The sequence below is a fragment of the Bradyrhizobium sp. CCBAU 45394 genome, from assembly GCF_028128655.1.
Classification (GTDB): Bacteria; Pseudomonadota; Alphaproteobacteria; order Rhizobiales; family Xanthobacteraceae; genus Bradyrhizobium; species Bradyrhizobium diazoefficiens.
Map to the genome: position 1 here is coordinate 443,816 of NZ_LBIX01000177.1, position 14,585 is coordinate 458,400.

The window sequence follows — 14,585 nt, forward strand, 5'->3', positions numbered from 1 at the left end:
TAAAGCAATGTCGTTCTGGACACGCCACCAAGTCTTCGAAAAGAACTCGATCATCCTGATCGTCGGCATCCTCTTGGTGATCGCGATCGGCGGCCTCGTCGAGATCACTCCGTTGTTCTACCTCAAGAGCACGATCGAGAAGGTCGACGGAGTGAGGCCCTATACGCCGCTGGAGCTCGCCGGCCGCAACGTCTACGTCCGCGAAGGCTGCTATCTCTGCCATTCGCAGATGATCCGGCCGCTGCGCGACGAGGTCGAGCGCTACGGCCACTTCTCGCTGGCCGCCGAGAGCATGTTCGACCATCCGTTCCAGTGGGGCTCCAAGCGCACCGGTCCGGACCTCGCCCGCGTCGGCGCCAAGTACTCCGACGACTGGCACGTCACCCATCTGACCAACCCGCGCGCGATCGTGCCGCAGTCGGTGATGCCGGGATATCCGTTCCTCAGCGCAACCGAAGTCGATCCGGACACCATCGCCGACCATATGCGTACGCTGAGGACCGTCGGCGTGCCCTACACGGACGACCAGATCGCCAACGCGAGCGCCGATCTGAAGGCCCAGGCCGATCCGGACAATGCCGGCGCGGACGCCTTCAACAAGCGCTACGCCAAGGCCGTGGTGCGCAACTTCGACGGCAAGACCGGCACGCCGACCGAGATGGACGCGCTGATCGCGTATCTGCAGATGCTCGGCACGCTGGTCGACTTCAAGATCTACAACGAGAAAGCCAATCTTCGCTGAGAAGGCATCAACGATGAAAGCCATCCTGACCCTCGACAATCTCGCGTCCGGTCTCGTGACCACGATCTGGACGCCGGTGTTCGTCGCGATCTTTCTCGCGATCATCGCCTACGCATTTTGGCCCCGTAACAAGGCTGCGTTCGACGAAGCAGCACACCTGCCGTTGCGGGAGGAGTGAGAGACCATGACCGATCATAGCGAATTCGATTCTGTTTCCGGCAAGACGACGACCGGACATGAGTGGGACGGCATCAAGGAGCTCAACACGCCGCTGCCGCGCTGGTGGGTGATCTGCTTCTACCTCACCATCGTCTGGGCGATCGGCTACTGGATCGTGTATCCGGCCTGGCCGCTGATCTCCAGCAACACCACGGGCCTGTTCGGCTACTCCTCGCGCGCCGACGTCGCGGTCGAGCTCGCCAATCTCGAGAAGATCAGGGGCGACAAGATGGCGGCGCTCGGCGCGGCCTCGCTCGCCGACATCGAGAAGGACCCGGCCCTGCTGGCGCTTGCGCGCGCCAAGGGCAAGACCGTGTTCGGCGACAATTGCGCGCCGTGCCACGGCTCCGGCGGCGCCGGCGCCAAGGGCTTCCCGAACCTGAACGACGACGACTGGCTGTGGGGCGGCACGCTCGACCAGATCATGCAGACCATCCAGTTCGGCGCGCGTTCCGGTCATGCCAAGACGCACGAGGGCCAGATGCTCGCCTTCGGCAAGGACGGCGTGCTGAAGGGTGACGAGATCGTCACGGTCGCCAATTACGTGCGGTCGCTGTCGGGGCTGCCGACCCGCAAGGGTTACGACGCCGCCAAGGGCGAGAAGATCTTCGTCGAGAATTGCGTCGCCTGCCACGGCGACGGCGGCAAGGGCAACCAGGAAATGGGCGCACCGAACCTGACCGACAAGATCTGGCTCTATGGCTCGGACGAGGCTGCCCTGATCGAGACCATCAGCCAGGGCCGCGCCGGCGTCATGCCGGCCTGGGAAGGGCGGCTGGATCCCTCCACCATCAAGGCGATGGCGGTCTACGTCCACTCGCTGGGCGGTGGAAAATAGCAGATCCGCGGCAAACGGGGGCGAACAAAAGTGCCCCCGTTTGAGCTGGATCAACTGACGCGGCGACGTCGGGTCTAGGTTTAATCGCACCTCCTCGAAAAGTTTCAGGCGATGAACAAGACCGTGAACCCGAAAGACCTCACATCGGAAGATGACGTCGGGCCGCTCTACGCAGCCCGCAAGAAGGTCTATCCCCAGAGCGTCTCCGGCACGTTCCGCCGGATCAAATGGGGCCTGATGGCGTTCTGCCTCGGCGTTTACTACTTCCTGCCGTTCGTGCGCTGGAATCGCGGCCTTGGCGCGCCCAGCCAGGCGGTGCTGATCGATCTTCCCAACAGCCGCTTCTATTTCTTCTTCATCGAGCTGTGGCCGCAGGAGGTCTACTACTTCACCGGCCTGCTGATCGTCGCCGCGGTGGCGCTGTTTTTGATGAACTCCATCGGCGGCCGGATCTGGTGCGGCTATCTCTGTCCGCAGACCGTCTGGACCGACCTGTTCTACGCCGTCGAACGCCTGATCGAAGGCGACCGCCGCGAGCGGATGAAGAAGGACAAATCGTCCGACCCGATGAAGCTCGAGCGCATCTCCGAGATCGTGCTCAAGCATTCGATCTGGCTGCTGATCGCCTGGTGGACCGGCGGCGCCTGGGTGCTCTATTTCAACGACGCGCCGACCCTGGTGAAGGAGCTCGTGACCTTCCAGGGGCCGATGATCGCCTATATCTGGATCGGCATCCTCACCGCAACGACCTATCTGCTCGCCGGCTACATGCGCGAGCAGGTCTGCACCTATATGTGCCCGTGGCCGCGGATCCAGGCAGCGCTCACCGACGAATGGGCGCTCAACGTCACCTACCGCTACGACCGCGGCGAGAAGCGCACCTCGGTGAAGAAGGCGGCCGAGCTGCGCGCGCTCGGCCAGCAGGTCGGCGATTGCGTCGATTGCTACCAGTGCGTCGCGGTGTGCCCGACCGGCATCGACATCCGCAACGGACCGCAGATGGAATGCATCCAGTGCGGCCTCTGCATCGACGCCTGCGACAACGTGATGACCAAGATCGGCCGGCCGAAGCGGCTGATCGGCTATGACAACGACATCAACATCCATCGCCGCCAGGAAGGCAAGGCGCCGATCTACCGGATCGTCCGGGCGCGCACCGTGGTCTACAGTGCGATCATCGCGGCCATCGGCGGCTTCATGATCTACACGCTGGCGACGCGCAGCCTGCTCGACGTCAACGTGCTGCACGACCGCAATCCGGTCGCGGTCAAGCTCAGCGACGGCTCGATCCGCAACGCCTACACGGTTCGGCTGCTGAACAAGAGCGGCTACGACCGCGTCATCGCGATCGACGCGAACGGTCCGGCCAATTTGACGGTCCACGTCATTGGCGTCGATTCGGTGACGCCGGACCGGCCGATGATCGTGATCCCCCGCGACTCCACCAGCGAGCTGCGCCTGCTGGTCACGGCGCCGGCGGAGACCAATCCCGAGAAGTCGATCCCGGTTCGCTTCCACGTCACCGATATCGGGCTCGGCGAGGTCGCGTCCGCCACCGACAATTTCGTCGCGCCTTAGGATCAGGAGACAGCCATGGCCTCCAAGCCGCTGACCGGAACAAAAGTCTTCCTGATGTTGGTCGCCTTCTTCGGCGTCGTGATCGGTGTCAACGTGACCATGATGAAGCTCGCGATCGCGACGCTGCCCGGCACCGACGTCGACAGCCCCTATGCCGCGGGTCTCACCTATGATCGCGAGATCTCGGCGGCGCAGGACCAGGCCGCGCGCAAATGGAAGGTCAACGCCCATATCGAGCGCGGGACCGATGGCGGCGCCATACTTCAGGTCGAGGCACGCGATGCCAGCGGCCAGCCGGTGTCCGGATTGAAGTTCGGCGGCCGGCTCGAGCGGCCGACCGACAAGCGCGCCGATCTTTCGGTCGAGCTCTCGGAGGCAGGCATCGGCATCTATCGCGGCAATGCCGCCTCCGTCGCGCCGGGCCAGTGGGACCTGGTGATCGAGGGCGAGGCGCGGGGGACGCGCGTATTCCTGTCGCGCAACCGCGTGATCCTGAACTGAGGACCGTCATGCACGTCACGCGGGATTTCTCGCACTACGTCCGGACCGCGGGCGAGGGTATCAAGCACATCGATCTCGCGGTCGAGGGGGTTCACTGCGCCGGCTGCATGGCCAAGATCGAGCGCGGATTGTCCGCCATTCCCGACGTCACGCTGGCGCGCGTGAATCTCACCGACCGCCGCGTCGCGCTGGAATGGAAAGCGGGCACGCTCGACCCGGGCCGTTTCATCGACCGGCTCGAAGAGCTCGGCTACAAGGCCTATCCGTTCGAGACCGAGAGCGCGGAAGTGGCCGAGGTCGCCGAATCGCGCTTCCTGCTGCGCTGCCTCGGCGTTGCGGCGTTCGCCACCATGAACGTCATGATGCTGTCGATCCCGGTGTGGTCGGGCAACGTCTCGGACATGCTGCCCGAGCAGCGCGACTTCTTCCACTGGCTGTCGGCGCTGATCGCGCTGCCGGCGGCGGCCTATGCCGGCCAGCCGTTCTTCCGCTCCGCCTGGCGCGCGCTGTCGGCGAAGACGACCAACATGGACGTCCCGATCTCGATCGGCGTGATCCTCGCGCTCGGCATGTCCGTGGTCGAAACCATCCACCATGCCGAGCACGCCTATTTCGACGCGGCGATCATGCTGCTCACGTTCCTGCTGGTCGGCCGCTTCCTTGACCAGAACATGCGGCGGCGGACGCGCGCGGTCGCCGGCAATCTCGCCGCGCTGAAGGCGGAGACGGCGGCCAAGTTCGTCGGGCCCGACGAGATTTCACAGGTGCCCGTCGCTGCGATCAGTCCTGGCGACATCGTGCTGCTGCGGCCCGGCGAGCGCTGTGCGGTCGACGGCACGGTGATCGAGGGGCGTTCCGAGATCGACCAGAGCCTGATCACCGGCGAGACGCTCTATGTCACGGCCGAGCAGGGCACGCCGGTCTATGCCGGCTCCATGAACATCTCCGGCACGCTGCGGGTGCGCGTTTCGGCGGCCTCCGAAGCGACGCTGCTCGCCGAGATCACGCGGCTGCTCGACAACGCGCTCCAGGCACGCTCGCGCTACATGCGGCTCGCCGACCGCGCCTCGCGGCTCTACGCGCCGGTGGTGCATGCGACCGCGCTCATCACCATTTTGGGCTGGGTCATCGCGGGTGCGTCCTGGCATGATGCGATCGTGACCGGCGTTGCCGTGCTGATCATCACCTGTCCCTGTGCGCTTGGGCTCGCGATTCCGACGGTGCAGACGGTGGCCTCGGGCGCGATGTTCAAGTCCGGCGTGCTGCTCAACTCGGGCGATGCGATCGAGCGGCTGGCGGAAGCCGACCACGTCATCTTCGACAAGACCGGCACGCTGACGCTGCCCGACCTCGAAGTGATGAACGCGGCTGACATTCCCGCCGATATCTTCGAACTCGCCGGCCGCCTCGCGCTGTCGAGCCATCATCCGGTTGCCGCCGCGGTGGCGCAGGCCGCCGGCGCCAGGTCGCCGATCGTCGGCGCGGTCGAGGAGGCCGGGCAGGGCGTGCGCGCAGACGTCGACGGCGCCGAGATCCGCCTTGGCCGTCCGTCCTTCTGCGGCGCCGAGGCGCTGGTCGGCGACGGGACGAGGCTCGATCCCGAAGCCTCCATCGTGGCCTTCAGCAAGGGAGCCGAAAAATTCATCCTTTGGGTGCGTCAGGGCCTGCGTCCGGACGCTCAGGCCGTGATCGCGGCGCTGAAGGCGCGCAACATCGGCATCGAGATCCTCTCCGGCGACCGCGAGCCGGCGGTGAAGGCCGCGGCCCATGCGCTCGCCATTCCGGAATGGCGTGCCGGCGTCACGCCGGCCGACAAGATCGCGCGGATCGAGGAGTTGAAGCGGCGCGGTGCAAGAGTGCTGATGGTCGGCGACGGCATGAACGACGCGCCCTCGCTGGCGGCCGCCCACGTCTCGATGTCGCCGATCTCGGCGGCGCATCTCAGCCAGGCCACCGCCGATCTCGTCTTCCTCGGCCGGCCGCTGGCTCCTGTCGTCGCCGCGATCGATTCCGCGCGCAAGGCGCTGCACCTGATGCGGCAGAACCTCTGGCTTGCCATCGGCTATAACGTCCTCGCGGTGCCGGTTGCGATCAGCGGCGTCGTGACGCCCCTGATTGCCGCTGCCGCCATGAGCGGATCGTCGATCCTGGTCATGCTGAATTCGCTGCGCGCCCGCAGCGACTCGCGGGAGATCGTGTGATGGAAATCCTGGTCATCCTGGTTCCGCTGGCGTTGATGCTCGGAGGCGCCGGTCTTGTCGCGTTTCTTTGGTCGCTCAGGAGCGGCCAGTACGACGATCTCGACGGAGCGGCGTGGCGCGCGATCGCCGACGACGAGCCGCCGCAGGAAGCGCCGGTCAAGCGCTAGCGCTTCAGGGCGAATGTGAGCATGGCCGCGGCCGCGAGGGCCACGCCGACACCGGCGACGCAGGCGTGCCAGCCGAAACTGTCGAACAGTCGCCCGAGCACGGCCGTGCCGATCAGCCCGCCGCAGAAGTAGCAGGCAAGATAGGTTCCGCTGGCGACGCCGCGGTTGTCGGTGGCGGCCTGTCCGACGAAGCCGGTCGCGGCGGCCTGCGCGAAGAATGTTCCGACACCAACCAGAACCATGCCGATGAGCACTTCGCCCAGATGCGGCGCCAGCATCAGCGGCAGGCCCAGTCCGGCGACGGCGAGCGAGCCCCATATTGTCGGCCGCGTCCCGAGCCGCGAGGCCACCCTGCCGGCGAGCAACGTCGTGACGACCGATGGCAGGAAGACGAAATAGACGAGGCCCAGATCCATCATGCCGAGCGACAGCGGCGGCCGGACCAGCACGAAATTGACGAATGTGAAGGTGCCGATGAAGGCGAACAGGATGCAGAAGCCGATGCCGTAGGCGGCGCGCAGCCGCGGATTGCGCCAATGCGCGATCATGGCGACAAGCGGCGGGCCCGCCGGCGTCATGGCATGCATCGGCTGCACGCGCCTGATGGTGAAATAGACCAGCGCCGCGCCGGCGAGGTTGAGCGCCGCGAAGAAATAGAAATTCCAGGCGAGACCGAGGCCGTCGGCGACCGCCGCCGAGATCAGCCGGCCGACGAGGTTGCTGGCGACATTGCCGGTGATGTAGGCGGCAAACGCGCCGCCGGCGTCCATCGCGCTGCATTGCTCGCCGAGATAGGCGAGGGTGAGCGCGAAGGCAGATGCCATGCACAGGCCCTGCGCGATCCGCAAGGCGGTGAAGACGCCAAGATTTGGCGCGATCGCCAGCAGGCTCGTAGGCACCGCCAGCAGCGTGAGGCTGAGCAGGATGCCGGTCCGCCGGTTGATATGCGGGCTGAAGAAGCCGACGACGAGGCTAGCAATCGCCATGCCGAAGGTGCTGGCGTTGACGGCAAAGCCCATCGCCGCCGGCGTGACGCCGTAATGGCGCGCCAGCGAGGGCAGGATCGCCTGCGTCGCGAAGAGATCGACGACGGTCAGGAAGGCGGTGAGGCCGATGACGAGCGAACGAAGCGCAAGGCCCGGGGAATGCGCGTTCATCGTCATCGCGGCCGGTTTGATCGACGCGGAAAGATCGGTCATGGCACGGCTCTCCGTTGATCTGTCATTCCGGGCTGGTGCGGACGGGACCGCAAAGTGCGGCTCGTTGCACCAGACTCGGAATCTCGAGGTTCCCAGGTGCGCAAATTGCGCACCGTAGTTTGATGCTACGCATCGCCCCGGAACGGCGGCCTGTTCAAGCGCGCGTCACATGTGGTGGTCATTAGGGTCCCTGCGGACGTCGCCGACATAGAGAATGACGGTTTCCTTGCCGAGGTTCTTCCACCAGTGCGAGGTGCCTGATACCTCGGGGCGGATGTCGCCGGCCTTGTGCACGATCGGATCGACGCAGTTGGACGCGTACTCGACGATCTCGCCCTGCTGCACGAAGATCAGGGCAGGACGGTCGTCGTGGCTGTGCCAGGGCACGATGCCGCCGGGCTCGATGGTGAGCTTGCGGAAGCGCAGCTCGCGGCCCTCGATATGCGCCGGCTGCTTGCCGAGGTCGATGGCGCCGAGCGTGACGTCGGTGACGCCGACCGGCTTATAGTCGACCATCTGGTGCGCGTTCGGCTTGATCTTGTCGACAGGACATTCGCCCGCGAGCGCCGGCTGCGCCGCAAATGTCAGTGCACCGAGAACGGCTGCGCCCGACCAGACCAGGCGCGACAACATGTGCTGCTTGAACATGGGAACTCTCCTCTGTTGGCCGCAACCTCGCTGGTCGCCGGCTATGGCAGGAGCTTCGTCGAGATCGCGTCGATGTTGAAATACCGACTTGCTTTCGATGTGATAGCCCTGCGCTATGTTGATGCGCGGCGGCTATCGAACCGATTGGGCATCGGCATTTCCGCTTCCGGAGTATCCGGCGTCCGATGGCGGGGCGCCCGATTGGCGGGCGTTCACGTCAATCCGGAGGAGCATCTCATGACGAAAGTGTCCAAGACTCTGATTTTTACCGCCGCCTTCGCGGTGATCGCCACCTCGGCCTTCTCGGAAGCCGCCTGGGATTTGAAGGCGGGCATGGCCTATGTCTATGGCGGGCCCGGCAAGATGTCGGCGATGGCCATGGCCCCGGCCGAGAAGAACCACGACGTGATGATGAAGCACGCCAAGAAGGTGCCCGACAACACCGTCTTCTTCATGGACAACGGCACGCTGTACTCCGCGTCCGGCCGGCTCGACCCCACCGGCAATTTCTACGTGAACTGAACCGGCCCTCGCGTAACGGCCGCCCCTTGCGGGCGGCCGAACCAGGAACCTAATATTCGCCCTTCGAACGCCGGAGCGGAAGATGACCTCTCTCTCACCAGCTGACGCCGAGCAGCTCAAGCTTGCCTTCCAGCGCTGCCGCGAGATGGAGGGAACCCTGAACGAGCAGCTCCTCGCGTATGCCGACGCAAGCCGCCAGGTGTTTCCGGCCTATGGCGAGGCGGTCGATCGCCTGGTGGCGCGATTGAACGGGAACGGCGGCGGGGAGAACGCGCCGCGTCCGGGCGATCCGATGCCGCTATTCATGCTGCCGGACGAGACGGGGCGTCTCGTGACGTTGCCCGCGCTGCTGGCGCAAGGCCCCGTCGCGGTGATGTTCTTCCGCGGCCACTGGTGCCCCTATTGCCGGCTCAATGTGCGCGCCGTGGTGCAGGCGCAGGACCGCATCAAGGCAATGGGCGCGCAGATCGTTGCGATCATGCCGGAGACGCAGGAATACACGCGGCAGATCAAGGCCGATTCCAGTGCGCCATTTCCGATCCTGACCGATCTCGACAACGGTTACGCGCTGTCGCTCAATCTCGCGATCTGGCTCGGCGTCGAGATCCAGCGCCTGTTGTCCTATCAGGATATGGCGAAATTCCACGGCAATGACGGCTGGATGCTGCCGATCCCGGCGGTGTTCGTGGTCGGCCGCGACGGTATCGTCAAAGCGCGCTTCGTCGATCCGGATTTCCGCAAGCGCATGGAGATCGACGATCTGATCGAGGCGTTGGAGAGCGCGAGCCGGGAGAACTGAGGCTCGCGTTTTCTTCCCCGCTCCCCTTGTGGGAGAGGGTGGCTCGCCGCATAGCGGCGAGACGGGCGAGGGGTCTCTCTCCTCCAACGCTGAGCTGAGTTTAAGGAGACATACCCCTCATGCGGCGCTTCGCGCCACCTTCTCCCACAAGGGGAGAAGGAAGAAGAGCAGCGATCGTTCTCGCGGCTACCCCGCAATCGCCCGCCAGTCCGCACCGCGCAGCATGCGCATCACGGCGTTGGCCACCGCCGTGCGCTGGCGGCCGGCGACGCCATAGAGGCTGACGGTGCGGCGGGCATCGAGGCCGGCAACCGCAGCGCGTTTCAGGCTCTCCGGCACGGGCGAGGTGTGGGGCATCATGGCGACGCCGATATCGGCCTCCACCAGCTCGATCAGGTCGCGTTCGCTCGAAATCTCGTGGCCGTGATCGACATCGATGCCGTGCTCGCGCAGGCTCGCTGCGATGCGCTTGGAATGCTCGCAATAGCTGCGGCCGAGTAATTGTTCCGCGCGCAGGTCGTCCGGCTCGATCGTGTCGTGCTCGGCAAGCCGGTGCTCCCTGCTGACGATGAGATCGAACGCCTCGGTGAACAGCGGCCAGACGTCGAGCCGTTCCCAGGCCTCGTCGATCTCGGCGGCGATGCCGAGCTCGGCCTCGCCCTTCTTCAGGAATTCTGCGACCTCGCGGCTCGTCCCGCGCAGGAAGCGGAATTCGAGCCGGTTGAACTGCCGCCTGATCTCGTTGAGGTGCGGGATGAGCAGCGCCAGGTCGACCGAATGCGTCAGCGCAACGCGGAGCGCGCCGACCTCACCACTTTTGAACGAGGAGGCGAGCGAGCGCGCACCGGCGGCGGCGTCATAGCACTGCTTCAGCAGCGGATGCATGCGCTGGCCGAGCTCGGTCAGTTGCGCCGCCGGCCGTTCGCGGCGAAACAGGTCGCCGCCCAGCTCGGCCTCGAGCTGCTTGATCGCGCGCGTCAGCGAGGGCTGCGTGACGTTGCACTCCTCGGCGGCGCGCGTGAAATTCAAAAGCTGCGCCACCGCGAGGAAATAGCGGACCTGGTGCATTTCCATGGATCGGCTCCCGGCAGGATCGGCCGGAAATCTAACCGATCGGGACAGGGAATGATATCCTGGCCGCCATAGCGCGTGCGTATGGTTTCGGAAGCCAAGCGGCATTTCCAAAAGACCCGGCAATCGCGAAAAATGGCAAGACGTAACAATAGCCTTACGCCTGACGAATGATAACCATAGGCCCGACAGGAGCGAGACATGAACGGCATGCGGGACAACGGGCAACGAAAGAGCATGGACCTGCCGGGTCAGGTCGTCCTCGTGCTGCAGGGCGGCGGCGCGCTGGGCTCCTACCAGGCCGGCGTCTACCAGGCGCTGCACGAGGCCGGCATCGAGCCGGACTGGATCATCGGCACCTCGATCGGCGCCATCAATGCGAGCCTCATCGCGGGCAATGCGCCGGAGCATCGGCTGGCGCGCCTGAAGGAATTCTGGAAGCGGATGGAGCAGAACCCGGTCTGGAACTGGCGCACCGCGTTTCCCGACTTCAACGAGAAGCTCGCCTATTGGTCGACCGTGACCCAGGGCATTCCCGGGTTTTTCCAGCCCAACCCGCTGGCGCATGCCGGGGAGTCCTATCCGCTCGGTGCCGATCACGCCGGTTTCTATTCGACCGCGCCGCTGGAGAAGACGCTGAGCGAGCTGGTCGATTTCGACCTCGCCAATCGCTGCGCGCCGCGCCTGACGGTCGGTGCGGCCCATGTCGGCACCAGCGAAATGCGCTATTTCGACAGCCGCGACGGCGAGCTGACGGTGAAGCATGTCATGGCCTCGGGCGCATTGCCGCCGGCCTTCCCGGCGGTGCGCATCGACGGCGAACTCTATTGGGACGGGGGCATCCTCTCGAACACGCCGACGGAAGCGGTGTTCGACGACAATCCGCGCAGGGATTCGCTGATCTTCTCCGTGCATCTGTGGAATCCGGTCGGCGCCGAGCCAACCACGATGGCGGAGGTGCTGAACCGGCACAAGGATGTGATGTATTCCAGCCGGATCGCGAGCCAGATCGCCCGCCAGCAGCAGGCCCATCGCCTGCGGCACGTCATCAACCAGCTCGCCGCGCGTCTGCCCGAGAACGAGCGCAGCGATCCCGCGGTGAGGGAGCTGATGAGCTACGGCTGTTCGACCCGCATGCACGTCGTGCGGCTGCTGGCGCCGCAGCTCGACCGCGAGACCCACACCAAGGACATCGACTTCAGCCCGTCGGGCATTACGCGGCGCTGGCATGCGGGCTACGCCCACACGAGGTCCGTGCTCGCACGAAAGCCGTGGATCGGCGAATTCGACCCGCTCGCCGGCGTGGTGCTGCACGAGCATATGGACGAGATGCCGATTGCGGCGGAGTAGGGGCCTTGTCCGTGATCTGTTTTGGGCCGTGACGATATCACGAGGGCGCTGTCTGGGCTATTATCGCGGCGTCTTCGTCGCGAGGCTCGCAATTGGTCGTTGAGAAAGATCTGGAGGCGGCGCTCGATCAGGTCCGCGTCGATGCGGCGGGACCCGTTGCTGGCGTGTTCGGCCCGTCCTCGGTCACCTGGCGGATCGACCGGGAGGCCGTCATCTTTCTCGGCGCCGGCCGCGCGCTGCTGCTGCAACTGGCTCACCCCTGGGTCGCCGCCGCCATCGCCGAACATTCCCGGACGTTGACCGATCCGATCGGCCGCTTTCACCGCACCTTCGACATCGTCTTCGCCATGGTGTTCGGCTCGCTCGATCGTGCCTTGCTGTCGTCGCGGCAACTGTACCGGCGTCACAGCATGATCGTCGGAGAGATGCCCGAGACGGTCGGCCCCTTCGCTGCCGGCTCGCGCTACTGCGCCAACGACATCCCGTCATTGCGCTGGGTTCATGCGACGCTGGTCGAGACGGGGCTGATGGCGCATGATCTGGTTCTGCCGCAGCTCTCCGTGGAGGAGCGCGAGCGCTACTGGACCGAGGGCCGGCTGTTCGGCGCCTTGTTCGGATTGACCGGGGATGATTTGCCGGCGGACTGGTCCGGCTTTGCCGCCTACACCGCGGCGATGGTGCAGTCGGAGACATTGACCGTCAGCCCGGCCGCGCGCGAGATCGCGACACAAATCTTCACCGGCGCCCGTCCTTGGTTGCGGCCACCGCGCTGGTATCGCGCGCTGACGGCAAGCCTGCTGCCGGAGCGATTGCGTGCAGGCTTCGGGTTCGAACTGGACGAGCGCGATATCAGATCCGCCGACAATGCGGTGAAATGGATCAGGCGCGCCTATCCGAAATTGCCGGACAGGCTGCGCTATGTCGGTCCCTACCAGGAAGCGCAGGCGAGGCTGCGAGGAGAGTTGCAGCCGGACTGGATAACCCGTTGCCTCAACCGCGCCTGGATCGGACGGCCGCAGATGGACGTGCGCGGCAAGGGGTGAAGGCCTCGGTCCTCACCCTGTCATCCTGAGGTGCTCCCGGCGCGATGCAAGAGCATCGCACCGAGCCTCGAAGGATGCACGGCCCCGCTGCTGTAGCCGGGCCGTCGCCCTTCGAGGCGCCGAAGAGGCGAGGACCTCCAGCGACAACGGCTCCGCCGTTGCGCGGGGGGACGGGGGGAGATAAGCGCTCGCAATGACGGAGTATGTGGAAGCGCCGTCGCGCCTCACACCGCTGCCAGCTTCCGGTACAGCGCGCTGTAGCTGCCGGCCGAGATGCTCCAGGAGAACGACCGTCCCATGGCGCTGCGGCGCATGGAGTCGAGCTGGTCCTGCGCCATGAAGGCTTCGAAGGCCCGGCGGACGCCGCCGAGGAAGGATTCGTGCGAGGGTCTCGAGAACAGGAAGCCGGTCTCGCCGTCGGTGATGGTCTCGGCCAAGCCGCCGGTCTGGTGCCCGATCGGCAGCGAGCCGAAGCGCTGGGCGTACATCTGGCTGAGGCCGCACGGCTCGAAGCGCGACGGCATCAGGGTGAAGTCGCTGCCGGCGAAGATGCGCCGCGCCTGGGCGTCGTTGAAGCCGATCGCAACGCCGATCGCATCGGGGCGGCGGCGATGCGCGTCGATCAGCGCCTGCTCGAGCGCCGGCTCGCCGGAGCCGGTGACCACGATCTGGCCGCCGGCATCGATGATCTCGTCGGCCGCGGACAGCACGAGGTCGATGCCCTTCTGGTGCACGAGCCGCGCGACGATGCCGAACATCGGGCCGCGCGACACCGCCAGCCCGAACTGCTTGCGCACGTAGTCCGCATTGGCCTTCTTGCCGACCCAGTCGCCGGCGCCGAATTGCTGGGCGAGCTGGGCGCAGGAGCGCGGGTCCCAGCTCTCGTCGATGCCGTTGAGGATGCCGGTGAGCTCGGCGGCGTCCGAGCGCAGGCGGAGCAGACCCTCCAGGCCGCAGCCGAACTCGGCCGTGGTGATCTCGCGCGCATAGGTGCCGCTGACGGTGGTGAGATGCGAGGCGTAGACGAGGCCAGCCTTGAGGAAGGAGACCTGGTCGTAGAATTCGAGGCCGTCGATGTGGAAGGCGCTTTCCGGTGCGCCGATCCGCCGCAGCGAGTCCTTCGGGAAGAGGCCCTGATAGGCGAGGTTGTGAATGGTCAGGATCGACGGCAGCTTGGCGCCGCGCCAGGCGAGATAGGCGGGCACGAGCGAGGCCTGCCAGTCGTTGGCATGGATCAGGTCTGCTGCCCAATTCTTGTCCAGCTTGCCCATGGCCAGCTCAGCGGCTGCCGAGGCAAAGCGCGCGAAGCGGATGTCGTTGTCCGGCCAGTCGCGTCCGGACTCGTCGCCATAGGGATTGCCGGGCCGGTCGTAGAGTTGCGAGCATAACAGCACATAGACCGGCAGGCCGTCCTTGGTCGCGGCCCGGCCGAGCGAGCAGGCCGGCAGATCCGCAAACGACGGGCAGCGGCCAACGATCTGAATATGCGTGAGTTGCTCGATGATGTCGCGATAGCCGGGCAACATGATCCGGATATCGGCGAAGGGGCGAAGGGCTCTGGGCAGGGCAGCGGAAACGGCTCCAAGTCCGCCGACGCGGACGAAGTCGTCCATTTCTGTCGTAACGAACAAGACCCTCAAGAACAGTTGCCCCTTGCCGATCCGGTTTGCTGCTATGCAAGAACGGGTCCAGTTGCCCCGCAATTCC

General features: G+C 65.6%; 15 protein-coding genes. 11 read left to right on the forward strand and 4 right to left on the reverse strand.

All coding sequences use genetic code 11. From position 1 onward, the window contains the following. The first annotated feature begins 7 nt into the window (after positions 1–7). The 7 genes from ccoO (at position 8) to ccoS (ending at position 6,246) form a co-directional block, all read left to right on the forward strand. Complete coding sequence (gene ccoO / locus WN73_RS42865) at positions 8–742, forward strand: cytochrome-c oxidase, cbb3-type subunit II (protein WP_011085549.1); 735 nt, start codon at positions 8–10, stop codon at positions 740–742. A 13-nt stretch (positions 743–755) separates the two neighbouring features. Beyond that, positions 756–920, forward strand: a complete 165-nt coding sequence (locus WN73_RS42870) for a CcoQ/FixQ family Cbb3-type cytochrome c oxidase assembly chaperone (RefSeq protein ID WP_015687703.1) — start codon at positions 756–758, stop codon at positions 918–920. A gap of 6 nt (positions 921–926) precedes the next feature. Then, positions 927–1,799 carry a cytochrome-c oxidase, cbb3-type subunit III gene (gene ccoP / locus WN73_RS42875; RefSeq protein ID WP_028174762.1) on the forward strand — a complete coding sequence of 291 codons (873 nt, stop codon included), beginning with the start codon at positions 927–929 and terminating at the stop codon, positions 1,797–1,799. 111 nt (positions 1,800–1,910) lie between these two features. Next, positions 1,911–3,377: a cytochrome c oxidase accessory protein CcoG gene (gene ccoG, locus WN73_RS42880; protein WP_011085552.1), complete on the forward strand. Its 1,467-nt coding sequence runs from the start codon at positions 1,911–1,913 to the stop codon at positions 3,375–3,377. A 15-nt stretch (positions 3,378–3,392) separates the two neighbouring features. Beyond that, on the forward strand, positions 3,393–3,878 hold the full coding sequence (locus WN73_RS42885) for a FixH family protein (protein WP_028174763.1): 486 nt from the start codon (positions 3,393–3,395) through the stop codon (positions 3,876–3,878). An 8-nt stretch (positions 3,879–3,886) separates the two neighbouring features. After that, complete coding sequence (locus tag WN73_RS42890) at positions 3,887–6,079, forward strand: cation-translocating P-type ATPase (RefSeq protein WP_028174764.1); 2,193 nt, start codon at positions 3,887–3,889, stop codon at positions 6,077–6,079. Next, the gene (gene ccoS, locus WN73_RS42895) at positions 6,079–6,246 is read left to right on the forward strand and encodes a cbb3-type cytochrome oxidase assembly protein CcoS (protein WP_008138466.1); all 168 of its coding nucleotides are present in this window, start codon (positions 6,079–6,081) and stop codon (positions 6,244–6,246) included. The genes WN73_RS42890 and ccoS overlap by 1 nt, the downstream gene beginning before the upstream one ends. On the opposite strand, the gene WN73_RS42900 is transcribed toward ccoS, so the two are convergent. After that, positions 6,243–7,445: an MFS transporter gene (locus WN73_RS42900; RefSeq protein WP_028174765.1), complete on the reverse strand. Its 1,203-nt coding sequence runs from the start codon at positions 7,443–7,445 to the stop codon at positions 6,243–6,245. The genes ccoS and WN73_RS42900 overlap by 4 nt on opposite strands. 165 nt (positions 7,446–7,610) lie before the next feature. Beyond that, on the reverse strand, positions 7,611–8,093 hold the full coding sequence (locus WN73_RS42905) for a cupin domain-containing protein (RefSeq protein WP_028174766.1): 483 nt from the start codon (positions 8,091–8,093) through the stop codon (positions 7,611–7,613). A gap of 237 nt (positions 8,094–8,330) precedes the next feature. Between WN73_RS42905 and WN73_RS42910 the strand changes: the two genes are divergently transcribed. Further along, positions 8,331–8,615: a hypothetical protein gene (locus WN73_RS42910; RefSeq protein WP_028174767.1), complete on the forward strand. Its 285-nt coding sequence runs from the start codon at positions 8,331–8,333 to the stop codon at positions 8,613–8,615. A gap of 82 nt (positions 8,616–8,697) precedes the next feature. After that, positions 8,698–9,414 carry a peroxiredoxin-like family protein gene (locus tag WN73_RS42915; RefSeq protein WP_011085558.1) on the forward strand — a complete coding sequence of 239 codons (717 nt, stop codon included), beginning with the start codon at positions 8,698–8,700 and terminating at the stop codon, positions 9,412–9,414. A gap of 186 nt (positions 9,415–9,600) precedes the next feature. Here WN73_RS42915 and WN73_RS42920 read toward each other — a convergent pair whose 3' ends face one another. After that, positions 9,601–10,488, reverse strand: coding sequence for a LysR family transcriptional regulator (locus WN73_RS42920; protein ID WP_028174768.1), 888 nt, complete (start codon positions 10,486–10,488; stop codon positions 9,601–9,603). A gap of 198 nt (positions 10,489–10,686) precedes the next feature. Here WN73_RS42920 and WN73_RS42925 point away from each other — a divergent pair, with 198 nt between their 5' ends. Both WN73_RS42925 and WN73_RS42930 read left to right on the forward strand, forming a co-directional pair. Further along, entirely contained in the window at positions 10,687–11,835 is a 1,149-nt protein-coding gene (locus WN73_RS42925; RefSeq protein WP_028174769.1) for a patatin-like phospholipase family protein, read from the forward strand. Positions 11,836–11,927: 92 nt separating this feature from the next. Next, on the forward strand, positions 11,928–12,878 hold the full coding sequence (locus tag WN73_RS42930; protein ID WP_028174770.1) for an oxygenase MpaB family protein: 951 nt from the start codon (positions 11,928–11,930) through the stop codon (positions 12,876–12,878). Between the two features lie 224 nt (positions 12,879–13,102). Here WN73_RS42930 and glgA read toward each other — a convergent pair whose 3' ends face one another. Continuing rightward, positions 13,103–14,518 carry a glycogen synthase GlgA gene (glgA, locus tag WN73_RS42935; RefSeq protein ID WP_039184033.1) on the reverse strand — a complete coding sequence of 472 codons (1,416 nt, stop codon included), beginning with the start codon at positions 14,516–14,518 and terminating at the stop codon, positions 13,103–13,105. Positions 14,519–14,585 lie beyond the last annotated feature (67 nt).